Here is a 24467-nt window from a genome sequence, read left to right on the forward strand (position 1 = left end):
ATCAGATAGACCCACTAGGTATGGCTGCATACAGCTTTATTTACATCAACTTCATGGCAATACCCACACCTCAATGTAAGCACTGGCAATACTAACAATGCCATTTCCATACGCATTGTGTATCGTGCGCGCCTTCATTCAATAAGAAAAACTGGCGATGCACTTTCATTACTCTCGCTCCTTAATCGCGCTGCTAGCCTGCTCGGCCAGCCTTTTATTGTTGCTACTGAATTACCCCAGCTTGGCAGGTATCGATCTGGCGCTGGGGCAATGGGCGTATGCGCAAAGCTCGCTCGGGATTAAATTAAGTATATTGCTCGGTATTCTCGGCGGCGGGGTTGGTAGCTTAGTCATTGCGACTGGCTTGGCGGTGATTTTGTATTTCCGCTTTCAAGATCGAATCGCCGCATGGCTGATTTTCGGCGGCGTTGCCCTGAGCTGGTCACTGAACGCTATTTTCAAAGGCATTCTCGGCCGCCCGCGCCCAGAGTTTGAACACCTAGTGCATACCACCGGCAATTCACTCCCCAGCGGGCATGCGATGGCAGCGGTGACCTTAGGCGCGCTGGTTTGGCTGGTCTTTAGTCGCCATCTACCGCAATTTCGCACCATTGGGCTAGTACTGGCGGCGCTTTGGATTGCACTGAGCGGCGCAGCGCGCTTGGTACTGGGGGTGCATTATTTCAGCGATATTCTGGCGGGCTATTTGATGGCCTGCATCGTGGTCATTGCGCTGGGCCTGATCTACGACCAACTCATCTACGACCGACTGAGCACTACCACAGCGGCAAAGTCTCGCCGGTAACTGGCTTTGGGCGTTCGGCAAAACGCACCCCCACGCCCAGCAGTCGCACCGGCTTGGCGCCGCGTTGCCAGGCTTGGCTTAATAGCGTGGCAAAAATCTCGGGATCGGGTGATGGGCAAATGCATTCCATCGTCGTTTGTGTGAAGTCGTGAAATTTGATTTTCACAAATGCTTTATGCGGGGTATCACGCTGAGAACGTTGCTGGCGTTGGCTAAAATCAGTATACAGTGAGGGTAGTTTGGCCATGCACGCCGCTAGATCGGGTAAATCTTGATTGTAGGTATGCTCAACCGACAGCGATTTGCGTTTATCGCTGCGCGCCACTGGCCGCTCGTCAATGCCGCGACTTTGCCAATAGAGCGATTCGCCCAACCCCCCCAGCACACGCACCAACTCGGCGTGCGGCCAGCCTTGCACATCACCGCAGGTATTGAGCCCCAGCTTGGCGAGCTTACCTGCGGTCACTTTGCCAATCCCCCATAGTTTACCCACCGGCAAAGTCGGCATAAATGCGGCGACTTCATCGGGCGTAATGACAAATTGGCCGTTCGGTTTGCGCCAGTCGCTGGCGATTTTGGCGAGTAATTTATTCGGCGCAATCCCTGCGCTGGCGGTAATCCCGACTTCGGCCTCGATGCGCGCACGAATTTCCTGCGCCATCAGCGTCGCGCTGCCGTGGCAATGCGGCAGACCCGTGACATCAAGATAGGCTTCGTCGAGCGACAACGGCTCAATCCGATCGGTGTAATCGGCAAAAATCGCATGTACGCGGCGCGAGGCATCGCGATAGCGCTCGAACGAATGCGGCAGCAAGATTAGATTTGGACATTGCCGTAACGCCCATTTGGTCGGCATCGCCGAGTGGATGCCAAACTTGCGCGCTGGATAATTGCACGTGGAAATCACGCCGCGCTGATCGGGTGCGCCACCAATCGCAATCGGCACCTCGCGCAGCTCGGGGCGATCGCGCATTTCCACCGCCGCGTAAAAGCAATCGCAGTCGATATGTATGATTTTGCGCACCACCATTGCCCCCAAGCCCCAATAGTCAAAGTGTACGTTCGTTCTACTTGCATTGCAAGTCGCGTACCGCACCGTCTGTAAGCATAAATAGTAATTCTGGCTTTGCGTTTCGCCTTGGACTAACTAACCTTTATTTATCATTAATGGAGCATAGCCATATACCCCAACACGGTATAACTATCAAAGCCATGATTAAAAAAGTACACAGCCATATACTGAATATCTCGTTACTTTTTTTCCTCGCCAATTCGGCGCAGGCTTTACCGTCTTGCCCCAAGGAAATCAGTGTGGGCTTTTATGAGTTTGGTCTGCTCTACCATGAGGGCCAAGGCATTGATCGCCAAATAATTGATGAATTGGCCAAGCGGACATTATGCAAATTCAAAAGCCAAGCCTTGCCTCGGCCACAAATTTGGCAATTGCTCGACAATGGCTCATTAATGATGAGCGTTTCTGCCGTCAAAACAACTGAGCGCGAACAATTTTCGCTCTTTAGCGAGCCTTATTTGCGGCTAAAAAATATGGCTGTCTTGCCCAGATCAATCGCCGAGCTGGCGCCCAGCCCGCAGGCCTTTTTAGCGCAAAGCAATTTGCGCTGGGGCGTGGTACAAAGCTATCGCCACGGGGCACAACAAGATGAATTTATCGCCCAGCTGCGCTCGCAGCATCGCGTCGATGAAGCGAGCGACAGCCAGCAATTATTTGAATGGATTCATCAAGGCAAGGTTCAGGGGATCTTCGCGCAGTCCACTGCCTACAATTATTACTATCGCCATCTGAATTTTACCCCCTTACCCGTCGCGCGCGACTGGGCCAAGGAAGATAAAGGCGTTGATGCTCGATTGGTGTTCTCGAAAAAACATTTTACTGAAGCCGACATTGAGCAATGGAATCTCGTGCTGCGCGCCATGCGGAAAGACGGCACACTCGCCAAAATATTGCGCCAACATCTGCCGGAATTCGAAATTCCCCGCCTGATGGACCAGACCCAGACCGCTGATCGCGCCACACAGCAAAAACCTGCTAAATAATTGTTTTATTGGTATTTTTCACCTAATCAAACCCAAAATACAGTCGATAATGAATTATACCTTTCACAAAAGGGGATTGATCATGTCCACCAGTATTTCATCGCTAGGCGTCAGTGTGAGCAGCTCCAGTAGTCTCAGTTATCGCGCCAAAACCGCCGACAGTGCAGCTACACCGCAAAGTGTGGAGCAAGAAAAGGTCAGCTTAGGCAATAGCAGCGATAGCCCTCTCACCTACGCCAAGCCCAACCGCATCATGCCCGCCGACTTGCAAACCATGCTCGATGATTCACAGCGCAAAGTCGATGACATGATGAATTTGATTCGCCCGCTGCTTGAGCAACAAGGCCTGAATATCGCCAAAGTCGCTAGCGGCGAGCAAAAACTCACCGTCGATCAACCGACGATTGATGCCGCCAAACAAGCGATTTCGGAAGACGGTGAATGGGGCGTGAAAAAAGTATCCGAACGGATTTTAAGCTTTGCCAAATTTGCGATGGGGAACGATCCCGCGCAGCTCGATAAAATCCGCGATGCGGTGAAACTTGGTTTTGATCAGGCCAAGGAAGTGCTCGGCGGCACACTGCCAGAAATCAGCCAGAAAACCTACGACACGATTATGGGCGAGTTTGCGCGTTGGGAAAAAGAAGGCATTCCAAGCGGCGACACGGTGAGCCTCGCCAGCAACAAAGCGGCGACGACCGACAAGGTATCGGCCTGAATGCCATCATCGACAATGATTTCAAGCCTATACCCTGCAATAAAAAAGACCGCCAACGCGGTCTTTTTTATTTAACTCAAGAAAACGACTGTTCTGATTTATAGATTCACTTCGATATTATCAATCAGACGCGTCGTGCCAATGCGTGCAGCGATCAAGATCACCAAATGCTTGTCGGTGCTCGCCGCTGGCTTCAAAGTTTGCGCATTGCGCGTTTCAACGTAATCCACTTCCAACCAGCCGCGCACGCGCAAATCGGTGACGGTTTCGATCGCCAGCTTGGAGTAATCGCGCTCGCCTTTTTCAATCGCGGTTTTCATGCGGCTTAGATGGTAGAAAATCCGTGGCGCTTCGGCGCGTTGTGATTCATTGAGGAAACCATTGCGCGAAGACAGTGCCAGACCATCTTCCGCCCGCCCAGTATCGACCGGCACAATGCGAATCGGCACGTTGAGATCGGCAACCATACCCTGAATCACGGCGAGTTGCTGGTAGTCTTTTTTGCCAAAACATGCGACATCGGCTTGGACGATATTGAATAATTTGGTCACTACAGTCGCGACGCCACGGAAATGCCCCGGGCGGAACGCGCCACAGAGTTCTTCCGAAATCGCCGGTGGCGTGACTTGATATTGCTGGATCACGTTCGGATACAGCTCTTTTTCATCCGGCGCGAAAATCACATCTACGCCGCCATTGGCTTCGATAATCGCCGCGTCGCTTTCCAGCGTGCGTGGGTAGCGATCAAAGTCTTCGCCCTGACCGAATTGCAAGCGATTTACAAAGATACTCACCACGGTATGTGCTGCTTGCTCTTTTGCAGCATGGATTAGCGACATATGCCCCGCGTGCAGATTGCCCATTGTGGGGACAAATGCCACGGTGCCGACGGTTTTGCGCCATTCACGCAATTCGGCAATGGTATGGATAATTTTCATAATCGGATCATCACAAATTTATAAAGGAGGCAAAACATCGATCGGCGCAGCGCGCCATTGGCTGACCGTTTCGCACTGGCGCAGCGCAGTCATCAGCGCAGGCCAAGGTTGAGAAAAGACGCCATCGTACAGACACTCACCGGCATTTGTCACGGGATAAGCCAGCAATTCGTCGGGTGGGGCAAACTGCGCATTCACAGTGGGTTTGGAATTACCGCGCGGGTCGCACCGATACCAACCCAGCTCGGGCAAATACACGGCATTGAGGCCATGCAAACAAAACGGGGGATTGGCACCTGAGACCGTCAAACGCTGGTAAACAAAGCCACAGGCAATGCCGTTGGCGCGCAGCAAGGCGGCCAAGAGATGGCTTTTGGCAAAACAAAAACCCGTGCCCAGCGCCAAAGTTTCGGATGCAGTGACGGGCACTTCTTCGCGCGCAAAATCATTGCAATGCGCAATCTGATCGCGCACCCACTCAAAGCTCAGTTTCGCCAGCGCCAGCGGGGTGGCGGCTTGCTGCGCCAGAGATCCAGCCAAGGCGGCTACCGCTGGCGTGGTGTAATCAATCACTTCGCTCGCGCACAGAAATTCGGCCATTTCGGCCGTGCTGAGCGAGGTGTGATTGAGGTCGAGTTTCAGCATTAAAAGCTATGTTCTTCCGTCGGGAATGACAAAGCCTTCACCGCTTTCACATATGCTTCTACCGCGCCCTGAATACTGGTCACGCCGCTACCCATGAAGTTTTTCACAAAGCGCGCTTTTTTACCTGGATATACACCGAGCATATCGTGCAGCACCAGCACTTGGCCGTCGACTTGCACACCCGCGCCGATACCGATGGTCGGCACCCACAGCGATTCGGTCACTTCGGCAGCCACGCTGGCCGGTACCATTTCCATCAGCACCATCGCCGCGCCGGCGGCTTGCAGCGCCAAGGCATCACGCTTGAGAATTTCAGCTTCGGTTGCGGTCTTGCCTTGAACTTTGTAGCCGCCGTACACATGCACCGATTGCGGCTGCAAACCAATGTGCGCACAGACCGGAATACCGCGTTGCACCAGAAAATCTACCGTATCGACCATCACTGCGCCGCCTTCGATTTTGACCATTTCAGCACCCGCCGCCATCAGGCGCGCCGCGTTTTCATACGCTTGCACATGTGAGGCTTGATAGCTGGCAAAGGGCAGATCAGCCAGCACCAGCGCTTTTTGCGTGCCGCGCACGACGGCTTTGGTGTGGTAAACCATATCGTCGACAGTCACCGGCAGCGTGGTGCTATGACCTTGAATCACATTGCCGAGCGAATCACCAACCAGCAAAATATCCACACCCGCTTCATCGAGTAAGGTGGCAAAGCTGGCGTCGTAACAAGTGAGCATGGCGATTTTGGCGCCATCCTGCTTCATTTTCTTTAGGGTAGAAAGAGTCGTTTTCATGATGGGTAATCAGGCCGTTTTTGTTTGAAGTGCACTGATGGTGCAACGCAGAAATTAAACCAGTCTAGTGATGCTAAAGCAGTCGGCAATTAAAATCGACTGTTTTTATACCATCGTGAAATTTATGGTTTATTGATCTAAACGGAATAATTCCTGATCAATCACATCCGCAATAAATTGCGCCGCCGCACCACGCCCCGGGATTTGTGCATCAGGGGCTATTTCCAGCAAAGGCAGTAAAACAAAGGCGCGCTCGTGCATACGGGGATGGGGTACTTGGAGCTGTGGCAAATCAATGATTTGATCGCCATACAAAATCACATCCAGATCCAGCGTACGCGGTGCATTTTTGAAATGACGCTCGCGGCCTTGCTGCAATTCGATCGCCAATAAGGCCGCCAATAAGTCAGCGGCGGGCTGTTCGGTTTCTACCGCGCACACTGCATTGACGAAATCGGGCTGATCCGCGTAGCCCACTGGCGCGCTGGCATACAGCGAGGAATGAGCAAGAAGTTGGGTATCGGGCAAAGCCGCAATCCGGCGCAGCGCATCGCGCAGTTGCGCGCTTGGGTCGCCCAGATTGGCGCCCAAGGCAATAAAAGCAATCGTCATTTAACTTTGTGAAGTATCTGTTTTGGCCGCAGCCGGTTTACCCACTGGCTTACGATTGCGTGAGCGTTTACGACGTTTCGATTTTTCAACCTCACCGCCCTTGCCCGCTGCAATCGCTTGGCTAATCAACACTTCGCGTGTGTCATCATCGCAAGCTTGAAATTGCGTCCACCACTCGGCCAATTCTTTTTCGACCAGACCGCATTCTGCGCGCAACAGTAAAAAGTCGTACGCAGCGCGGAAACGCGGCTGCTCCAAGAGTCGGAACGGTTTTTGTCCGGCGCGCAGCTCGAACCGAGGCTGCAACAGCCAGATTTCTTTCATCGCCGCACTGTAGCGATTTGGGATCGCCAAGCGTTTGGTCACTTTGGCTTCGACATCATTCATCGCCTCAACCAAAGCGGGCACTTTATGCTCGCCAGCAGCGATTTTCTTTTGCCAACCCGCTTCAACTTCATGCCACAGCAAAGCGGCAAACAGGAAGCCGGCCGACACGGGTTTGTCTTCCGCCAAGCGTTGATCGGTATTGAGCAGTGCTTGTTTCAAAAACGCCGTGGTTTCTTTCTGGCTCATCAATTTATCGAGCAGCGGAAACAGCGGGCGATGCAGGCCGTAAGCGCGCAAGGCTTGCAGGCAATCCCACGCCTTGCCCGACAGCAAGAGCTTCATCATTTCATCAAACAAACGCGCTGATGGGATGTTTTCCAGCAATTGCGCGTGTTCTTTGATCGGCTTGGCGGTATCGGCGGCGATTTGCAGACCGAGTTTGGCTGACAAACGCGTCGCGCGCAGCATACGCACCGGGTCTTCGTGATACCGTTTCACTGGATCACCAATCATCACTAACTGTTGTTTTTCCAGATCATCCGCGCCGTGATGGAAATCGATAATTTCATCGCTATTGGGGTCGTAATACAGCGCGTTGACGGTAAAGTCGCGACGCTCGGCGTCTTCTTCCAACGTGCCATACACGTTATCGCGAATAATGCGGCCGGTAGCGTCGGTGGGCGATTCGGCGTTGCCGCGGAAAGTCGTCACCTCGATGATTTCCTCGCCACCCCGCTCGTAAAACGGCACATGCACAATACGGAATCGGCGGCCAATAATGCGCGAGCGGTGAAATACATGGCGAACTTGCTCGGGCGTCGCACTGGTCGCGACGTCAAAATCTTTGGGCGATTTACCAAGTAATAAATCGCGTACAGCGCCACCGACGATATAAGCCTCGTAGCCCGCATCTTGCAGACGATCACAGACTTTCAATGCACCAGAATGCAGTTGATCGCGACGAATGCCATAGTGTTTGGCGTGCAAAATACGTTTGCCTGGGCGACGCAGCACCTTGCCGATCAGTTTACGAATCATGAGCTTTTATCGATTAGCCAGTGGGCGAAACCGCACATTATACAAGCGCAATGTGGCTACGTATCGTTTTTGCGCCCGATTGCCGCGATAAAAGCTCGTAGATCAGCACTTTAAGCACGAGCCAACTTCGCCACTTATCACGCTGGCAACTGTTGCGGTGCAAATACCCCCAGTCTGTATTTAGTGAAACAGCATATGGCTGCTACTATTTGGCCACATACTCACATAAGTAGATTTGCAGAAGTTTTCAAGCAAGGCGCTAAGCCGAAGACAGTACAACTAGTACGGCGAGGCGAGGCAACGATGCGTGAAAACTTTTGGTTTAGCATTTAAGGAGATTTGCGATGACTGTTTTGCGCTATCAATTGGTGAATGTGTTTGTGACCGACGACATTTGGTCTGGCAACCCTTTGGCGGTATTTAAGCACGAAGAAACGCTCAGCGACGACACCATGTGTCGACTGGGCCAGCAAATGAATCTGTCCGAAATCACCTTTGTACGCCCTAGCAACATCGCCGACGCACACGTGCGCATTTTCACGCCCAGCTACGAAATGCCTTTTGCCGGCCACCCAACCTTGGGGACGGCATTTACACTGGCCAATGGGCGTGATCGACTGACGCTAGAAATGAAAGCGGGCGTGATTCCAGTCGAGATCGCGGGCGATCAAATCACGCTCTCGGCCAACGCACCGAGCTATCGCGCCGGGCCCAACGCCGCGCAACTGGCTGCCGCATTGAATATTGACGCGCACCATATCATCGGCACGCCACGCTTTGTGAACACCGGCTCGGAGCAATTGATTGTGCCACTCGATAGCGCCGAGAGCGTTGCGCGTTGCGTGCTCGATTTGGCGGCGTTTGAGCGCATTGCACTGAATGATCAAGGTCGTTCAGGCGCCTTGGTATGGGCCAAGCAAGGCGACACGGTGATCGCGCGTTATTTCTGGTCGCAACACGGCCAATCAGCCGAAGACTTTGGCACAGGCTCGGCCTGTGCCAATCTGGGCGGCTGGCTACTGGCGGAAAACACGCCATTGCCTGTGCAGCTCAATATGGAACAAGGGCATGGCATTAACCGTATTGCTCGCTTAAGCCTATCGATCAAGGCGGATGGACAAATACAGGTAGGGGGTAAAGTGAGACAAATCGGGACGGGTGAATTCAATATTTAAATCGATCTCCCGTTTACTTGCACGTTAACGCCATAAAACATGCCTCAACAGAATAAGGCACATTGGCAAAGTCGCCGCAGCGCTGAATGCGGCGACTTAACCTTCACCGTCACCCTCACCGCCCAAAACCATCGCACCGTGAAAGCACCACATCAAGCTCGCGAAATAAATAGCGACAATCCATCATAAATTGTGATTTAACCCACACTGCGCAGCAAAATATGCTGCGCAGATATATCAGCAATTACTAATAAATACTAAAATCGTGCTCGCGCAAAACCATATAAAAACTCCTCGCGAGCGAAAAAACCATGAAAATCCAATACATTGCAGCCCTGCTCTGCACGGGCCTGCTATCGGCCTGCGGCGGCGGTGGCTCGGGCAGCTCCAGCAACACCACAAGTAGCCCCAACCCAGGGGTCGGCAGCTCCGGTACGACGCTTGATCAGGTTATTTCTAATCCAACACTGAATACGACAGGCACAACAGGTAATACATCCAACAGCAGCAATCCGATCGTACAAGCGCTGCAACTAGGTAGCGTCAAAGGTTTGACCGCAGCCGATCGTAGTACCTTCTTGCAGCTAGCGACTCAACTGGCTGATCGTTATAAGCAAAATCAAAATGGCGCGATTGCGGATATTTTTGCTGATAGTGCAGTCAATCTAACGCTTAACCACACAACCAACAGTAGCGAAATCAATATCGGCAGCCGCACCATTGCGACCCCGCTACTAACCGCCGACGATGGCAGCGGCATGGCCGCCATTGCCCAATATGGCAAAGGCCGCGGGCTAGCCTATGGTGCCGATGTACTAAGCTGGATCGCCAATCAATCGCGGGAAACACAACACACGCCCCTGTTTACGCGCGCCTTTAACTGGGTTGTGACCGGTAAAGCCGCTGGCCCTCTGCCAGCCAATGTCAAATTTGCGACCGCAGGCTATACCGCTGCCAATGTCAGCAAAATGATTACCAATCAAGGTAAAACGGCCCAAGCCATCACTTGTGATCTAACTTTAAGCAGCAATACCTGCTGGCAAGATGCTGATGTACTGGTGTTTGGTAGTGGCACTAGAGATGACCCAGCGCTATCAGACTTAGTGCGTAAATACATGGAAAACGGCAAGGCCGTTATTTATATGCACCCAAACTGGATCGACGCGGCGGGCGGACGCAAAGTGCTGGCTGGCATGGGCATGAAGCTGGGCGATTATCCGGGTAATTATTTTGCTGCAGCAGCGGGGGTATCGATAGGTAGCACGCGAACCGTGGCTGACATCGTCAAACGAAGTGATCAGATGAGTGCGCTGGTGCAAACGCTCAATCTCATGGCGCAAGATAAGCCACAGCTGGCACTCAGCCAAGACAGCAGCGTTACCAACCCGATTACGCAGATTCACAATGAACTGGCAGTGATGCAGGGTAACGGTCTTAATATTTTTGCCGACCCGACCACCGATCTGTATCGCCTGCTCGTACTTTGGGCCGATTTATATCGCCCCGAGATTCAGTACGGCAAAATCAATCGTGACACGGCACCGGGCGACTTCCTGCGCACCTACGCGGCAGACTCATGGCTGGCGTTTAATCGCACCGACACCACTGTGGCCACTGCGGGTCAGGGTGATTTTATGCCGGTAGCTGCGCAAAGCCTGCCGGTGAGCAGTAGCGCGGAAAGCATTGAGGTCACGATTCCACAGGGTAGCGGCATTACGTCGATTGGCCGCGCAGCCGTGCCCGGCAAAGCAGTCTTTATCGAGATTGTGGATCGTAACAACGCCAGCGGCCTTAGCATTCAAACCAACTATTTGCGCGCGTGGGGTAACCCGCTCACCGACAATGTCAGCGAAGGCTATAAACGCCCTCGCCGCCCACAATCATTTGCGATTCCACTGAATGCCAGTGGCGAAACAGCCTTTGTTTCGCCCAATGGTGGGCCGCTCTATCTGAAATACAGTGGCGCAACGGCTGGTGGTAGTGTAACGCTCAAAATTCGTGGCAGCGCTAAATATGCGCATTTCGACTTCACCAAAGCGCAAAGTCAGGCCGATATTGACGAAGCCATCGCAGCACTGAAACGCAAAGATTTTGGCTGGCAAACGGCCAAACTGGTCGGCGGCGAAATCCAGCAAACAATTTTTTATGCCAATGACGCCATGGGTAATCTCGACCCGAAGGTGTATATCGTTGATCAAATCAAAGGGATGTTGTTCGACTCCAATCATATTGCCAATGGCTACAACAACATGCCAATGAGCAGCAATGTTTCGTCGCTGTGTACGCAATTTGGCTGGGATTGCAGCGGGCCAATCCACCGCGCACCGGGCGTGCAGCATTTTGTTGGCTGGATCGCAACTTGTGGCTATCTGTGTTCGGGCAATCCATCGGATGGATTTGCGGGGGTCAGTGGCACAGGTTGGGGTCATGCGCATGAGTTGGGGCACAATACCGTACAACGTGTGATGCATATTGAATTTAACGGCAAAGGCTGCGTGGTCGAATGCGACAACAATATCCTGGCCAGCGCACAGATGATGCGTCAGTTTAAATTGATCGGAGTCGATACCGGCCACACCACCGATCATCCGGGCCTATATCAAGACATCGTTGCGAATCGCGCCACGGGTTTGACCGGCAACGCCAAAGTGCTCGATATGCAGACGCGACTTTGGGATATGGCCAATGGCCAAGACCCGATGCGTGCGGTGCATTTCCAATTGGGATTTTTGTTTAGCAAATATCGTGCAAATGAAGCCAAGCCGAGCATGGAAAGTACGCTGGATTACTTCACACTACTGACCAAGTCAGACCGCCTCGTCGCACAAGCGTGGGATAGCAGCAACAAGGGTAAATATGCCATGAGTCGTTTCGCCGACAATAAAATCAGCAACCCCGATCTCTTGTATGTATTGAGCTCAAAAATCATCGGCAAAGACTTGCGCAATATCTTTGCGATGTATGGCATTACACTCACGCAAACGGCGCTCGACTCGGTCGCGGATTTGAATTTGGCAATCTTGCCTGAGCAGTTTTACGCACTGCCTGCCGGCAAGCACAATCAGCCTAGCACGGGCCAATGGCTGGATATCTCGGCCAGCACGCCAGCCTATCCTTTCTAACTGCAATCGAATTACTTAAAGGCCTGCAATTTTGTAGGCCTTTATTTTGCTTGAAGCAATAGCAAACAATTACGCCCGTTGACGCGGAACAATTCGTCGTTTTCACAGTCTTTTGTAACGGTTTGCCCGTATAATGAGCGACACAAAAAACTTACCTTTCTTTTCAGCAAAGACCCCCAACATGCCGCGCCAAATTTTGAAAAACACTATTGTAGCGACAGCGCTTGTCGCCGTTTTCTCTAGCTCAATTGCGCACGCCTTCGTGCCACCCGTACCGGAAATCGCGGCTAAATCTTATTATCTGTACGACAAACAAAGCGGCCAAATCTTAGCCGCGCGCGATCCTGATATGAAGGTCGAGCCCGCCTCGCTCACCAAATTGATGACGGCCTACATCACCTTCAAAATGGTCAAAGAAGGCAAGCTCAAGCTAGAGCAAACCTTGCTGGTTTCGCCTAAAGGCTGGAAGACCGAAGGTTCGCGCATGTATCTGGACCCGAAAGTCCCTGCCACGGTCGATGATCTGATCAAAGGCATGATCGTGCAATCGGGTAATGACGCCTGCGTGACACTGGCTGAAGCCATTGCCGGCAGCGAAGAAGTGTTTGCGCAAATGATGAATGCCGAAGGTAAACGCCTTGGCTTGCATGACTCGCACTTTACCAATTCAACGGGTCTGCCCGACCCTGCACTGCATGTCACCACCAGCGATCTGGCACGTTTGGCTAACGCTATCATCACGGATTTCCCTGAGTTCTATCACATCTACTCAATGAAAGAATTCAAGTACAACAACATCAGCCAGCCTAACCGCAACCTGCTGCTGTACCGCGACCCCTTTGTTGATGGCATGAAAACGGGCCACACCGAAAGCGCCGGTTACAATCTGGTGGCGTCAACGCATCGCGACAATCGCCGTCTGATTTCCGTGGTGGTGGGTACGGCTAGCCCTGAAGTACGCGCAGCTGAATCATCAAAACTGCTCAATTGGGGCACCCAATTTTTCGAAACACCCAAGCTCTACGCTGCCAAACAAGCCGTGCAGCAAGTGCCGGTGTGGAAAGGTAAAGAAGCTCAGGTTGGTGTTGGCTTTATGATCGATCAATACATCACCGTCCCGAAAGGCGATGCGGCCAAACTGAAAATTGACCTCACCACTCAGCAACCACTGATTGCGCCGATCAAAGTGGGCCAGCAAGTGGGTACGATGAAAATCACGCTCGATGGCAAAGTACTCAGCGAGCGCGCCGTGGTCGCAGTGGCGGCAGTGGAAGAAGCCAGCATCTTTGGCCGCGCTTGGGATACGATCCGCTTGTGGTGGAAAGGCCTCTTTGGCTAATTCAGTCGCGAAATGCCATAAAAAAGCCCTGCAAAAATACTTGCAGGGCTTTTTTCTTAGCGATCAAATCGTATCAAGGCAAAGGCAAAATCGGATGGCTGCCTTGGTGCGCGGCGAATGCCGCATCGTAGAAGAACAAGCCATTCACATCTTTACCAAATGCATATGGTTTTTTGATTTGATCAAATTGCGCCAGAATCGCAGCATCGGTCGGCGCATTGATAAAGCCTTGTTTCTGCCCCAATTGTTTTAACTGCCCTTCTAATGAAGCGGGGTCGATTTGCACCGGCTGCTCGCCCGTATCCCAATAGCGACTCACTTGACCACCCAAAGGCGAAATCTTCACGTTATACAATTGCGGGCCCAATTGCTTTTGCAAATGCCAGCCTAGGGTATGGATTTCTTTCTTGGTTTCGGGATTCACGCCCGATACCGCCGGAATACCGTGCGAGGCATTGGCCCAGACAATCACTTTTTTGCCTTGCAGTGGGTTTTCCAACAACCAGCTCACATTATCGGCCATCGCCGTATCGCGGTAATCGTAGTTTTTATCATCCTGATGCTGCTGACGAATCACATTGGTTGAGATGCCACGCACCTGACGACACCACCAGCTCGCCGATTCACGCATCACTGTCGCAGTCACCTTGTCTTGGCATAGCTCGGTCTCAAGTTGCGCCGACATTTTGCTAAATTGCGTCAAATCTGAGCCTGCGCTATTGAGCGAAATCGCTTTTTTCGCCACCGTCAGGTAATCCGCCCATGCAGCATCTGCCGGTAAATTGGAGCCTTTTTGCTTCAGGTATTGCTCCAGCGCAGGTAGTAATTCATTGATCGACGTGGTGCCTGCCAAGGGAATATCGAGTCCGACTAGCTGCAAAGGGCGTTCGCTAGTGCGTACGCTATCGATGTATTGCAAGGCCTTGCGGCTGGCATCGGTTTGCGAGTACATATAAAACACACGACCCGGCGCCAGATCAGTTGCGCTGGCATTTTTATCTACTGCACTACGCCAAATCGCTTCGACATCAAACATCGCGCTTTCAATCAGCAAAACATCAAAGCCTTTGTCTTGATGCAGGTATTGCACCAAACGATTCATCAGCTCGAAGGCATTACTATCGGCGTAGCTATCTTCATTGAGCACGACGACACGGGCATTGCCCACCGCGTCACCAAAGGCAGCTAAATCTTGCCGATCGCTGGCGGTATTGGCATCCAAAGTCGTCAATGGGCTGATATGGTCTTTGAGCCACGCTTGTACACCGGCCAATGCAGCAGCATTGACGCTGCTGGCCGCTTTAGTCGCTTGATTGGTATCCGCTTTTTCCCCACAGCCAACGAGTGCTAAACCCAGCACCACCCCTAGTGCATATCGACGCATATCTCACCCCTATCACGTATCAAGCCAATAGGATATACGAAAGCTAACACAACAGCTTCGTCAAAATTACGGATATCACAATATTTAAACGACAACAATTAGATCCATCACCCCCAATCAATTGCTAGACGTAAAAAAGGCTGAACCGTAGTTCAGCCTTTTTTAGCATGGGTATAGCTATGCAGCCAATTATTCAAAAGGAATAGAAAGCAATACCCACCACCAATTCAATTCTCTATCGCTAATTGAGTAAGATCCAACAAAACGCGGCATCATCCATCGCGCAAGCACCAAGTCGATTAGAGCGCCCAAGCAGCCAGCAAAGTTTTTTCGCTGATTAAATACGCCAGCCCCACCACACTCAACATGGCTGACGCCAGAAATGCCACGCGAAACGTCGTTTTCTGGGTTTTATGCCGCAAGCTTTGCTGCGCCAGCCAAGCACCAGGCCAGCCGCCCAATAAGCTCACCATATGCAAATTCGCCTCGGGAACACGCCAGCCGCCTTTGCTCGCCTGACGTTTATCAAACCAGTACATGCCAAATACCAAGGCGCTTAACATCAATACCAGCGCACCAAGCAGCAGGCGCGTGGGCGAGCTCAACACCATCAGCAAAAACAGCGGCAATAAGCCATACATCAGATAATCAATCATGTCTTTTTTGCTGTTTGCGCTATTCGCAGCTTGCGCCTGTCCGCCTTTTTTCGGCGCAATCGAAATGGCTTGCACGCGACCTTTAGCGTCCGTGCCCTGTTCAAACAGCACCACATCACCGGCCTTGGGGCGGAAATAACCAGCGCGCTTGAGCGTACTAATGTGAACAAACACGCGCTCGGCTGATTCGGTTTGAATAAAACCAAAGCCTTTTGCACCATTCCATTGCACCAACTTACCTTTTTTCATGCTTTTCCCTGAGTCAAAAAAAGGGCGACAACTCTGTCGCCCTTAGTTCCTACCATGATGACAAATCTATTTTTAACTTTAATGAAACCTGCGTCAGCTTAGCAGGTCGTTGAAAAAGGTAGCGAGAGGCTCAAAGGCAAGGCAAAAAATGGCGAAAAACCAGAGTTTACATAGAGTAAATGAGGATTTTGAGCCATTTTTTAACGCAGCGTTTGGGCCTCGCAGTCGTTTTTCAACCGCCTGTTAGGCCGAGTACACCACTTTGCCTTTGACTATGGTTTTCGCCACTTTGCCGATCATTTCATGGCCAATAAAAGGCGTGTTCTTGCCTTGTGATTTGAGTTTTTCAGGAATCACATACCAGCTGGCTTCTGGGTTGAACAACACCAAATCGGCGCGCTGACCAAGGGCTAAACCAGCCTCAAAGCCCAGCGCTTTGGCCGGCGTTGAGCTGATTTTGGCCAAAGCCTGCGGCAAAGCGATTTTGTTGGCGCGCGCCCAAGCCAAGGTGAGTGGCAACAGCAATTCTAGCCCGGTTGCGCCGCGTTCAGCCTGCGCAAACGGCAGCAATTTACCGTCGTCATCCACCGGCGCATGATCTGAACAAATCATATCAATCGTGCCATCGTTCAGCGCAGCCACAATCGCGTCGCGGTCTGCCACCGAGCGTAGCGGTGGATCGAAACGGTATTGGCTGTCAAAGAAACCAATATCCAGATCCACCAAGTGAATATGGTTGATACTCACATCGCAGGTTAATTTCAAACCTTCTTTTTTCGCCGCACGAATCAGCTCCAAGCCCGCCGCGCTCGACACGCGCGCCAGATGCACTTTACAACCAGTGGCGCGCATCAATTGCGTGATTTGTGCAATCGCAATGGTTTCGGCAACCACTGGAATACCCGTCAAGCCAAGGCGCGATGCGTAAGGACCATCGTGCGCTACGCCATCATTTACCAGTGACGCTTCTTCAGGGCGCAGGCGCAACTCGAAACCAAAATTGGCCGCGTATTGCATCGCGCGATACAGCACCTGCAGATCGGCAATTGGCACATCGCCTTGCGAGAATGCCACGCAACCCGCTTCATGCAGCTGCGCCATTTCGGTAATCTCAACGCCTTTTAGGCCACGGGTTAAAGCGCCGACTGGGTACACGCGCGCCAGATCGAGCGTTTTACTACGCTGGCGCAGCATCGTCACCAAGCCGACTTCATCGAGCACCGGATCGGTATCGGGCGTGCACACGACACTCGAAATCCCACCTGCCACCGCAGCAGCCATTTCGGACGCCAGCGTTGCTTTGTACTCCTGACCCGGCTCGCGCAGGCGCGCGGCAAAATCAACCAGCCCCGGTGCGACAACCAGACCCGTCGCATCAATCACTTCATCAGCAACAAAACCCGCAGGCGCGCTACCGACGCCGACAATTTTGCCGTCGGCAATAAACAAATCGCCGGTGTTTTCCGTGCCTGCCAAAGGATCAACCAGTTGGCCATTTTTGATATGGATATGCTTCATGTCCAGTTTCATCACAGTAGCCCTTTCTGATTCGCAGTTACGATGCTCAATACCGCCATGCGTACGGCAATACCAAAAGTCACCTGCGGCAAGATCACCGCCTGATCGCCATCGGCCACCGCCGAGTCAATCTCTACGCCGCGGTTCATCGGGCCTGGGTGCATCACAATCGCGTCGGGCTTGGCTAGCGCGAGTTTTTCTGGCGTCAGGCCATAATATTTGAAGAACTCTTGCGTGCTCGGCAAATAAGCCCCCGCCATGCGCTCGTTCTGCAGGCGCAGCATCGCCACCACATCGACGTCTTTCAGGCCTTCGGCCATATCGTGATAGACATGCACACCAAGGTTTTCGACGCCGGTTGGCAGCAAGGTTTTCGGTGCGATCACGCGAATATCGGGGCAACCCAAAGTCGACAGCGCATGAATTTGCGAGCGCGCCACGCGGCTATGCAGTACATCGCCGACAATCGCAATGCGCAGATTGGTAAAGTCGCCTTTGTAATGGCGAATGGTAAACATATCGAGCATGGCCTGCGTCGGGTGCGCGTGGCGGCCGTCACCAGCGTTCACCACCGCAATGCCCGGCTTCACGTGCTTGGCAATCAAATGCGCCGCACCTGATTCCGAATGGCGCACGACAAACAAATTGGCGCCCATCGCTTCCAGATTGTGCACGGTATCGAGCAGCGTTTCGCCCTTGGCGGTGCTAGACGCTTGAATATTCAAGCTCGATACATCGGCCGACAAGCGTTTGGCGGCGATTTCAAACGTCGTACGTGTGCGCGTCGAGTTTTCGAAAAACAGGTTAAACACCGAAGTACCGGCCAGATCAGCAAATTTCTGGTTCACCAGCTCGCCACCCGACACAAATTCGGCTGCTTTATCGAGAATCTGGTTCAAAATACGGCGCGGCAGACCTTCGGTGGTCAAGAGGTGAATCAGCTCACCTTGGGCATTTAATTGCGGGTTATACATCAGCATCCTCGCGGCTTGATTACTGCACTTCAAAATTGCTAGCTAGACTCTAGCTCTAATACTGCACGAGGTATTACCAGCAAAATCAATGATCGATTTGACTTGAAAGCAATACCCCATTAATTCTTTACCACTTGATCGGGCTGATCGAGGTAGGACTGCAAAATCTGCATCGCCGCCACCTGATCGAGCGCCGGTTTTTGCTTGCGACCGCGCAAGCCCACTTCATTCAAAGCCTGCGTCGCGCCCGCGCTCGATAGTCGTTCATCAACCAAATGCACCGGCAAATTAAATCGCCCCGTAAGGCGATTAGCAAATTTACGCGCCAAGCGCGTCATTTCGTGTTCGGTACCATCTAGATGCGTCGGTAAACCGACGATCAAGGCGCTGGGCTGCCACTCTTTAATCAGCGCCTCAATGCGGGCAAATTTCTTATCATTTTCTTCAAACGCAATCGTTTCCAGCGGATGAGCTATTCCCAACTCAGTCGAGCCCATCGCCACACCGATGCGCACTTCACCAAAATCAAAACCGAGAATCGTACTCATGCCACACCATCTTGTTCAGGGAAAAACGCCGATAGGAAGCGTAGCGAGCCGCCAATTAGCAAGGAGCCAGTAGCGCAGCAACCGGAATGGACATCGAGTCCATGAGGATTGCGAGCAACGCACGACGCAGATAAGTGGGGGCGCAGTAGCTTCATAGGGCGTTTTTAGGCGTGGCCTGCGTCTTTGGATAGCATCGCCACATCAATCCCCAGCAACTTCAACGCCGCCTCATACCGCTCTTCCGACGGCACTTCAAACAGGATTTTCATATCGCTCATCGGTACAGTCAGCCAAGAGTTCTCTGCGATTTCGTTCTCGAGTTGCCCCGCTTCCCAGCCCGCAAAGCCCAGCGCCACAAACATCTGCTCGGGCCCGCTGCCTTCGCCCACGGCTGTCAAAATATCGCGCGACGTGGTCAAGCCCAAATCGTCGCCTACCGCCAACGAAGACTGCCAGCTCCCCAAGGGTGAATGCAAAATAAAGCCGCGATCGGTCTGCACTGGGCCACCAAAATGCACCGGCAATTCGGCCACATCCGGGCGATGCAACTCGACTTCGATTTGTTCAAACAAAGATTCCAGCGTCATGCCGACCGGGCGATTCAATATCACCCCCATCGCGCCTGCAGCCGTGTGCTCGCAAATCAAGATCAGCGAACGCGCGAAAATCGGGTCCGACAAACTGGGCATCGCCACCAGAAAGTGACGCGAGAGATTCATTTCAGCGGTATTTTCCATAGCCGCAATTATCGCATAGCTTTTGCGCGCCTGCTGCGCCGAAAATGATGATCATTTTTTACCTCAAATATCGAGAGGAGTACTCCAGTCCACCGACGGTCAAATAAATAATTAGAAGGGTATCTTCATGCAGACCAATAAAAAATTAGCCCCCATTAAGATACCCAATTTATTCTACTATTCAAACAACTTAATTTGATGACAACGCCATTATCTAGCCCATTTGCAGTCGTCGCATCTCCCCTAAATCGAGCCGCAATGCTTTGCGGCGTGCCGCGTATCCTAACGCAATCGCCGCAAAAGCATAGCAAAGTGTCAACATGCCAATTCGATAGCTATTTGCCGAAGTCCAAATATTCGTTGTTACCATCCAAATCGGCATAATGCAAACTACTGAGATTGCAAACGATCCAGTGTTAAGTTTATTTCCAAACAGCACTAGCCAATCAAAACACTGCATTGCATAACGCAACATCGCAGCCCCACACACAAAGAGCAGCGCAGCGGATATAGTTCGATTCAGTTGATCGCCCCCCACGGCCAACACAATTGCGCCACCAAGGACCGTCATCACAACCAATACCAATCCAAAACCCCGCTCTTCATCTCGCCATAGTTGTGAGCGGGTTCGCCTCCAAGATAGCCAAGCCATAGGCCACACACGTCGTCCACGCGCAGTCAGTGCAATCGTCTGCGGTATTAGCATCGCAAAAACATATCCTGCGCCAACCATTTGGTTAAAACTCCCTTGCCAGTGGAAAACGACAAACATAAATAATAATGGCATGAAAAAAAATCCGATCGGTTTTGCCATGCCCTTGGGGGTAAGAGGAAAACCCAAGAGTGCCTCAAGCTGAAAAATAAATACGCGTTTAGTCTTACGCTGAAATTGTCGCTCTACGCTGGTTTGAACTTTGGGTTTAGCCATAACGTTTGGTAGGCCAAATCTCAACATCGCCCACGCCCAAGAAATAGCCAAAGCGAACGCAAGCAAATACACCGCAGCACCAATGGGTCTAAATGCGCAATAAAAGATCAAAATCAAACTCGGCCATACGGCCATGCCTGCTAAAAGATTGGGCGCATTTTTAAACCCCACATTAATTGAGGACATTGAATGTTGTAATTGCTGTGGAAAAGTGAGGGCGCCAAATTGAAGATTTAGCACAACCAACACAAAGATAAGCAGCATATGCTGATCGTGATGTAGCAGATAATTGCAAGCTCCCGGCAGCAGAGCCCAAACAAAGACAAATTGAGCCAATGCCTGTTTGAATGGGATCGAATATTCACGATGATGCCAAGCATGTTGGCCTTGGAGTTTGGAAATTAAAACTGCCCCCGCAGCACTTTTTCCCATGACCAGCATGCCAAGCATAAGCAAAAATGGTTTTTGCACTTGCGCAGTGGCACTAGGCCATAAAATTGCTAACCAAATAACGCCGTAGCCCAAAGACCACCATAGGCGTTGATTACTGGTGGCACCCCATAATTGTAGAAATAACCATTTTCGCTGAGCATTGATTTTCGGATTACGCCAATCATGAATAAGCTTGAGTATGATATTCATCGCGATAACTCCACAAAAATATCCTCCAAACTTAGGGCCTCGACTTGATACGGGGATCTAATCGCCGCAGCACATTCAATGGCCATCGCCTCATTCCATCCGTTAATCACCCAAGTTTCACTTGTAGCAAACATTTCTGTGCGAATGACGGCCTGCGTAGTTTGCGGCAGATCCCCTGACACCAATAATGGTGTTATGAAATGTACGCGCACGACTGATTCTTTTAGCTGATCAAGTTCCCCTTGATAAGAAAAGCGCCCTTGTTCTAATAGCCATAAATGACTAGCAACACGTTCAATATCGCTAAAAATATGGCTAGACAGTAGTACTGAGCGTTTTCCATCGGCAACAATATCAATCAATTCTGATATGAGCGCACGGCGGGATAGCGGATCCAGACTAGCGGCGGGTTCGTCCATCACCAATAATTGCGGCTCATGCGCCATTGCTGCGACCAAAGCCAGCTTCTGTCGCTCTCCTACTGACATTGAACTAATTTTTTGTCCTAGCGGCAGCCCCCATTTCATCACCAAACGATTGACCAGCTCATCATTCCAGCGAGCTTGAAATAGCGCAGCGGCATTGAGCATTTCTTCACCAGTAAGCCAAGGCATTAATTCATCTTGCTGCGCAACAAAACCAATCTGACTGCAAATTTCTTTAGGTAATGCGGTAGGGTCGTGACCAAACACTTGCGATTGCCCCGCATTAAGTAAAGTGTATCCAAATAAGCCGTCCAACAAGGTAGTTTTGCCCGCCCCATTTTTGCCGACTAAGCCCACAACCTGCCCCGGTGCAATTTGCAATGTTTGCCCCGCACAATGAACTGCACCCAATGCAATATCACGGGCGAAAAGAATAGCATCTGTCATGATTGCTCCTGCTGTTGAAGTTCGGCGCTCAGCGCCTGAATCAGTTCTGAATCAGATAGTCCCAACTGGCGCGCGGCGACAATCAGGTCTTGCAATAAAGGGATAATTTGTGCTTGTGCTGTGCGGCTCTGATTGGACAGAGCCGCCACCGTCATCGGTTTGCCGCGCTGACGTTCAAGCAATCCTTCGGCTTCGAGCAAGCTGTAGGCTTTGGAAATTGTCATTGGATTGACCGCTTGCGCTTCGGCGACTTCGCGCACCGAGGGCAAAGCATCACCGGGCGCGAGCTGTCCGCCAGCAATCAGACGGCGCACCTGATCTTGAATTTGCCGGTAAATGGGCGTGGGTAAATTGGGGTTCAGCACAAACATGCCGGGCTTCCGAAATGGGTATATGTGTATTATTATGTTAATACACAAATACAGTCAAGATTTCTTTCTTGGCTTGTTATCTTTGCGCCTGACGCTGGAACATCGCCAGCACAGGCGCACAATGCGCTACCATTCGGTATTGAGTTAAAAACGAGAACACCATGACCGCCACCGCGACGAGTACAACAGCCATAGTTTGGTTGCGCCGAGATTTGCGTATTTTTGATAACGCAGCGCTGTATACCGCCCTGAAAAATGCCGATCAAGTGGTGCTGGCTTTTGTGTTTGATACGACGATTTTGGCGGGTTTACCCAAACAAGATCGCCGTGTTGAATTTATCTGGGAAGCGCTCAAAGACATCAAAACTGCGCTGCGACAATACAACACCGATATCGTAATTCGCCACGGTGACCCGCTCGTTGAGATCCCCGCTTTGGCCGAACAATATGAAGCAAGTGCGGTGTATTGCAATCGCGATTACGAGCCAGCTGCCATCCAGCGTGATAGGTATGTGGCTGAGAAGCTTAAACAGCAAGGCCGCTATTTCAATACCTATAAAGACCAAGTTATTTTCGAGCAAGATGAAGTACTGACGCAGTCGGGTACGATGTACAGTGTGTTCTCGCCGTACAAACGCGCGTGGCTGACCAAGCTCGACGGCAAGGCGATGAAATCGTGGCCGGTAAATAAAGTCATTCACAAACTAATGCCGATGAAGGCGCAGTATTTCCCTTCGCTCAAAGAGCTGGGTTTTGCCAAAACCAATCTATCCGAGATGAAAATTCCGCTCGGCATGAGTGGCGGCGAGAAGCTATTTGAAGACTTCAAAAACCGTATCGATAATTACAAAGAAGCGCGTGATTTTCCGGCGGTGAAAGGCGTTTCCTACCTATCGGCGCATTTGCGCTTTGGTACGGTGTCGATCCGCGAATTGGTCAGCTATGCCTTTCATCATGGAGGTGCAGGTGCGGAAACTTGGCTTTCTGAGCTAATCTGGCGCGAGTTCTATCAGCAGATTTTGTGGCACCGCCCCGATGTGGCCGAGCATGCGTTTAAGCCCGAATACGACGATCTACCCTTCCCCAATCACCCCGAGTTATTTGCGGCCTGGTGTCGTGGCGAAACGGGCTATCCCTTGGTGGATGCGGCAATGCGCCAGCTCAATCAAACCGGCTATATGCACAATCGCTTGCGCATGGTTGTGGCGAGCTTCCTCGTGAAAGACTTGTTGATCGACTGGCGCTGGGGCGAGAAATACTTTGCCGAGCATCTGCTCGACTTTGATCTGGCGGCCAATAACGGTGGCTGGCAATGGGCTGCGTCAACGGGCTGCGATGCTCAACCGTATTTCCGTATTTTCAATCCTGTTTCGCAATCGGTAAAATTCGACCCCAGCGGTAAATTCATTCGCCGTTACTGCCCAGAGCTGGCCGACCTGCCCGATGAAGCAATCCACGCACCGTGGGAAGCGAAAACCAGCATTCGTCGCTCGGCCAATTTCCTGCAAGACACCGACTACTTCCCGCCGATTGTCGATCACGCCGAGCAACGCGAAGCCGCGCTAGCCTTATTTAAGGGCGCGAAAGGCGAATAAATCCCACCTTTCCTTACGCCCCAGACGATAAAACTCCAGCAAAAAGCCCAGTCAGCACACTGGGCTTTTTTACAAACACATACACCCAAACACATACACCACCACAGTACCTTCATTGGATTCAATAACTACAGTGCATTAAAGAATAGACCCAGCAGTATTTCATTCCCTCAGCGCAAAGCAAAAAGCCCAGCTCGATTGAGCTGGGCTTTCTTTAGGGGAGTCTGGCAATGACCTACTTTCACACGGGCTATCCGCACTATCATCGGCGCTGAGGCGTTTCACTGTCCTGTTCGGGATGGGAAGGAGTGGGACCACCTCGCTATGGTCACCAGACAAAACTGGGTGAGTTAGCTGTTTTCACTTTTGTGCAAACAACCACTCGAAATAGAAGAAGTCTTAACAATCAGTTGACTCGCTACACT

Annotated in this window: 23 protein-coding genes and 1 rRNA gene; 8 read left to right on the top strand and 16 right to left on the bottom strand. The window is 51.7% G+C overall.

The window, feature by feature from the left end:
• Positions 1–157: 157 nt before the first annotated feature.
• Positions 158–805: a phosphatase PAP2 family protein gene (locus HQ393_RS09810; protein ID WP_179355032.1), complete on the top strand. Its 648-nt coding sequence runs from the start codon at positions 158–160 to the stop codon at positions 803–805.
• Here the strand turns inward: HQ393_RS09810 and dinB are convergent.
• On the bottom strand, positions 777–1835 hold the full coding sequence (gene dinB / locus HQ393_RS09815; RefSeq protein WP_179355033.1) for a DNA polymerase IV: 1059 nt from the start codon (positions 1833–1835) through the stop codon (positions 777–779). The two genes, HQ393_RS09810 and dinB, sit on opposite strands and share 29 nt — an antisense overlap.
• Positions 1836–2017: 182 nt before the next feature.
• Between dinB and HQ393_RS09820 the strand changes: the two genes are divergently transcribed.
• Positions 2018–2860, top strand: a complete 843-nt coding sequence (locus tag HQ393_RS09820) for a substrate-binding periplasmic protein (protein WP_179355034.1) — start codon at positions 2018–2020, stop codon at positions 2858–2860.
• Between the two features lie 82 nt (positions 2861–2942).
• Positions 2943–3578, top strand: coding sequence for a hypothetical protein (locus tag HQ393_RS09825; RefSeq protein WP_179355035.1), 636 nt, complete (start codon positions 2943–2945; stop codon positions 3576–3578).
• A gap of 98 nt (positions 3579–3676) precedes the next feature.
• Here the strand turns inward: HQ393_RS09825 and panC are convergent, their stop codons facing one another.
• From panC to pcnB, 5 genes are all read right to left on the bottom strand, one after another.
• On the bottom strand, positions 3677–4516 hold the full coding sequence (gene panC, locus HQ393_RS09830; RefSeq protein WP_179355036.1) for a pantoate--beta-alanine ligase: 840 nt from the start codon (positions 4514–4516) through the stop codon (positions 3677–3679).
• 18 nt (positions 4517–4534) lie between these two features.
• Positions 4535–5161: a transglutaminase-like domain-containing protein gene (locus HQ393_RS09835; protein WP_179355037.1), complete on the bottom strand. Its 627-nt coding sequence runs from the start codon at positions 5159–5161 to the stop codon at positions 4535–4537.
• Complete coding sequence (gene panB / locus HQ393_RS09840) at positions 5161–5955, bottom strand: 3-methyl-2-oxobutanoate hydroxymethyltransferase (RefSeq protein ID WP_179355038.1); 795 nt, start codon at positions 5953–5955, stop codon at positions 5161–5163. The genes HQ393_RS09835 and panB overlap by 1 nt, the downstream gene beginning before the upstream one ends.
• Before the next feature lie 129 nt (positions 5956–6084).
• On the bottom strand, positions 6085–6567 hold the full coding sequence (gene folK, locus HQ393_RS09845; protein WP_179355039.1) for a 2-amino-4-hydroxy-6-hydroxymethyldihydropteridine diphosphokinase: 483 nt from the start codon (positions 6565–6567) through the stop codon (positions 6085–6087).
• The gene (gene pcnB / locus HQ393_RS09850) at positions 6568–7932 is read right to left on the bottom strand and encodes a polynucleotide adenylyltransferase PcnB (protein ID WP_179355040.1); all 1365 of its coding nucleotides are present in this window, start codon (positions 7930–7932) and stop codon (positions 6568–6570) included.
• A gap of 344 nt (positions 7933–8276) precedes the next feature.
• Between pcnB and HQ393_RS09855 the strand changes: the two genes are divergently transcribed.
• From HQ393_RS09855 to HQ393_RS09870, 4 genes are all read left to right on the top strand, one after another.
• A complete protein-coding gene (locus HQ393_RS09855; protein WP_179355041.1) occupies positions 8277–9107 on the top strand; it encodes a PhzF family phenazine biosynthesis protein in 831 nt (276 codons plus the stop codon).
• Positions 9108–9146: 39 nt separating this feature from the next.
• Positions 9147–9296 (top strand): hypothetical protein, encoded by a 150-nt coding sequence (locus tag HQ393_RS09860; RefSeq protein ID WP_179355042.1) that lies wholly within the window; start codon positions 9147–9149, stop codon positions 9294–9296.
• A gap of 122 nt (positions 9297–9418) precedes the next feature.
• The gene (locus HQ393_RS09865; protein WP_179355043.1) at positions 9419–12229 is read left to right on the top strand and encodes an ImpA family metalloprotease; all 2811 of its coding nucleotides are present in this window, start codon (positions 9419–9421) and stop codon (positions 12227–12229) included.
• 181 nt (positions 12230–12410) lie between these two features.
• Complete coding sequence (locus HQ393_RS09870) at positions 12411–13568, top strand: D-alanyl-D-alanine carboxypeptidase family protein (protein ID WP_179355044.1); 1158 nt, start codon at positions 12411–12413, stop codon at positions 13566–13568.
• 73 nt (positions 13569–13641) lie between these two features.
• Here HQ393_RS09870 and HQ393_RS09875 read toward each other — a convergent pair whose 3' ends face one another.
• The 9 genes from HQ393_RS09875 to HQ393_RS09915 all read right to left on the bottom strand — a co-directional run bounded on the left by HQ393_RS09875 (position 13642) and on the right by HQ393_RS09915 (position 22447).
• Positions 13642–14952: an erythromycin esterase family protein gene (locus HQ393_RS09875; protein WP_179355045.1), complete on the bottom strand. Its 1311-nt coding sequence runs from the start codon at positions 14950–14952 to the stop codon at positions 13642–13644.
• A 299-nt stretch (positions 14953–15251) separates the two neighbouring features.
• Positions 15252–15857, bottom strand: coding sequence for a cold shock and DUF1294 domain-containing protein (locus HQ393_RS09880; RefSeq protein ID WP_179355046.1), 606 nt, complete (start codon positions 15855–15857; stop codon positions 15252–15254).
• Positions 15858–16100: 243 nt separating this feature from the next.
• Entirely contained in the window at positions 16101–17387 is a 1287-nt protein-coding gene (locus HQ393_RS09885; protein WP_246307874.1) for a dihydroorotase, read from the bottom strand.
• On the bottom strand, positions 17387–18349 hold the full coding sequence (locus HQ393_RS09890) for an aspartate carbamoyltransferase catalytic subunit (RefSeq protein ID WP_179355047.1): 963 nt from the start codon (positions 18347–18349) through the stop codon (positions 17387–17389). Before HQ393_RS09890 ends, HQ393_RS09885 begins: the two co-directional genes overlap by 1 nt.
• 119 nt (positions 18350–18468) lie before the next feature.
• Positions 18469–18897 (bottom strand): Holliday junction resolvase RuvX, encoded by a 429-nt coding sequence (gene ruvX, locus HQ393_RS09895; protein ID WP_179355048.1) that lies wholly within the window; start codon positions 18895–18897, stop codon positions 18469–18471.
• Positions 18898–19061: 164 nt separating this feature from the next.
• Positions 19062–19634, bottom strand: coding sequence for a YqgE/AlgH family protein (locus HQ393_RS09900; protein WP_179355049.1), 573 nt, complete (start codon positions 19632–19634; stop codon positions 19062–19064).
• Between the two features lie 214 nt (positions 19635–19848).
• The gene (locus tag HQ393_RS09905) at positions 19849–21033 is read right to left on the bottom strand and encodes a hypothetical protein (protein WP_179355050.1); all 1185 of its coding nucleotides are present in this window, start codon (positions 21031–21033) and stop codon (positions 19849–19851) included.
• 167 nt (positions 21034–21200) lie between these two features.
• Positions 21201–22076 (bottom strand): ABC transporter ATP-binding protein, encoded by an 876-nt coding sequence (locus HQ393_RS09910; protein ID WP_179355051.1) that lies wholly within the window; start codon positions 22074–22076, stop codon positions 21201–21203.
• Positions 22073–22447, bottom strand: a complete 375-nt coding sequence (locus tag HQ393_RS09915; RefSeq protein ID WP_179355052.1) for a GntR family transcriptional regulator — start codon at positions 22445–22447, stop codon at positions 22073–22075. The genes HQ393_RS09910 and HQ393_RS09915 overlap by 4 nt, the downstream gene beginning before the upstream one ends.
• Positions 22448–22608: 161 nt before the next feature.
• Here HQ393_RS09915 and HQ393_RS09920 point away from each other — a divergent pair, with 161 nt between their 5' ends.
• Positions 22609–24042, top strand: a complete 1434-nt coding sequence (locus tag HQ393_RS09920) for a cryptochrome/photolyase family protein (RefSeq protein WP_179355053.1) — start codon at positions 22609–22611, stop codon at positions 24040–24042.
• Positions 24043–24264: 222 nt separating this feature from the next.
• Here HQ393_RS09920 and rrf read toward each other — a convergent pair.
• Positions 24265–24378: ribosomal RNA gene (rrf, locus tag HQ393_RS09925) — 5S ribosomal RNA — on the bottom strand.
• Between the last annotated feature and the right edge of the window lie 89 nt (positions 24379–24467).

The organism is Chitinibacter bivalviorum (assembly GCF_013403565.1).
Taxonomy (GTDB): domain Bacteria; phylum Pseudomonadota; class Gammaproteobacteria; order Burkholderiales; family Chitinibacteraceae; genus Chitinibacter; species Chitinibacter bivalviorum.

Bases quoted from the DNA above. Each gene is read 5' to 3' on its own strand.
- HQ393_RS09855 (WP_179355041.1), top strand. From the start codon at position 8,277: ATGACTGTTTTGCGCTATCAATTGGTGAATGTGTTTGTGACCGACGAC.
- folK (WP_179355039.1), bottom strand. From the start codon at position 6,567: ATGACGATTGCTTTTATTGCCTTGGGCGCCAATCTGGGCGACCCAAGC.
- ruvX (WP_179355048.1), bottom strand. From the start codon at position 18,897: ATGAGTACGATTCTCGGTTTTGATTTTGGTGAAGTGCGCATCGGTGTG.
- HQ393_RS09910 (WP_179355051.1), bottom strand. From the start codon at position 22,076: ATGACAGATGCTATTCTTTTCGCCCGTGATATTGCATTGGGTGCAGTT.
- HQ393_RS09920 (WP_179355053.1), top strand. From the start codon at position 22,609: ATGACCGCCACCGCGACGAGTACAACAGCCATAGTTTGGTTGCGCCGA.
- HQ393_RS09860 (WP_179355042.1), top strand. From the start codon at position 9,147: ATGCCTCAACAGAATAAGGCACATTGGCAAAGTCGCCGCAGCGCTGAA.
- panB (WP_179355038.1), bottom strand. From the start codon at position 5,955: ATGAAAACGACTCTTTCTACCCTAAAGAAAATGAAGCAGGATGGCGCC.
- dinB (WP_179355033.1), bottom strand. From the start codon at position 1,835: ATGGTGGTGCGCAAAATCATACATATCGACTGCGATTGCTTTTACGCG.
- HQ393_RS09820 (WP_179355034.1), top strand. From the start codon at position 2,018: ATGATTAAAAAAGTACACAGCCATATACTGAATATCTCGTTACTTTTT.
- HQ393_RS09915 (WP_179355052.1), bottom strand. From the start codon at position 22,447: ATGTTTGTGCTGAACCCCAATTTACCCACGCCCATTTACCGGCAAATT.
- panC (WP_179355036.1), bottom strand. From the start codon at position 4,516: ATGAAAATTATCCATACCATTGCCGAATTGCGTGAATGGCGCAAAACC.
- HQ393_RS09825 (WP_179355035.1), top strand. From the start codon at position 2,943: ATGTCCACCAGTATTTCATCGCTAGGCGTCAGTGTGAGCAGCTCCAGT.
- HQ393_RS09835 (WP_179355037.1), bottom strand. From the start codon at position 5,161: ATGCTGAAACTCGACCTCAATCACACCTCGCTCAGCACGGCCGAAATG.
- HQ393_RS09885 (WP_246307874.1), bottom strand. From the start codon at position 17,387: ATGAAACTGGACATGAAGCATATCCATATCAAAAATGGCCAACTGGTT.
- HQ393_RS09900 (WP_179355049.1), bottom strand. From the start codon at position 19,634: ATGGAAAATACCGCTGAAATGAATCTCTCGCGTCACTTTCTGGTGGCG.
- HQ393_RS09875 (WP_179355045.1), bottom strand. From the start codon at position 14,952: ATGCGTCGATATGCACTAGGGGTGGTGCTGGGTTTAGCACTCGTTGGC.
- HQ393_RS09890 (WP_179355047.1), bottom strand. From the start codon at position 18,349: ATGTATAACCCGCAATTAAATGCCCAAGGTGAGCTGATTCACCTCTTG.
- HQ393_RS09880 (WP_179355046.1), bottom strand. From the start codon at position 15,857: ATGAAAAAAGGTAAGTTGGTGCAATGGAATGGTGCAAAAGGCTTTGGT.
- HQ393_RS09870 (WP_179355044.1), top strand. From the start codon at position 12,411: ATGCCGCGCCAAATTTTGAAAAACACTATTGTAGCGACAGCGCTTGTC.
- HQ393_RS09810 (WP_179355032.1), top strand. From the start codon at position 158: ATGCACTTTCATTACTCTCGCTCCTTAATCGCGCTGCTAGCCTGCTCG.
- HQ393_RS09865 (WP_179355043.1), top strand. From the start codon at position 9,419: ATGAAAATCCAATACATTGCAGCCCTGCTCTGCACGGGCCTGCTATCG.
- pcnB (WP_179355040.1), bottom strand. From the start codon at position 7,932: ATGATTCGTAAACTGATCGGCAAGGTGCTGCGTCGCCCAGGCAAACGT.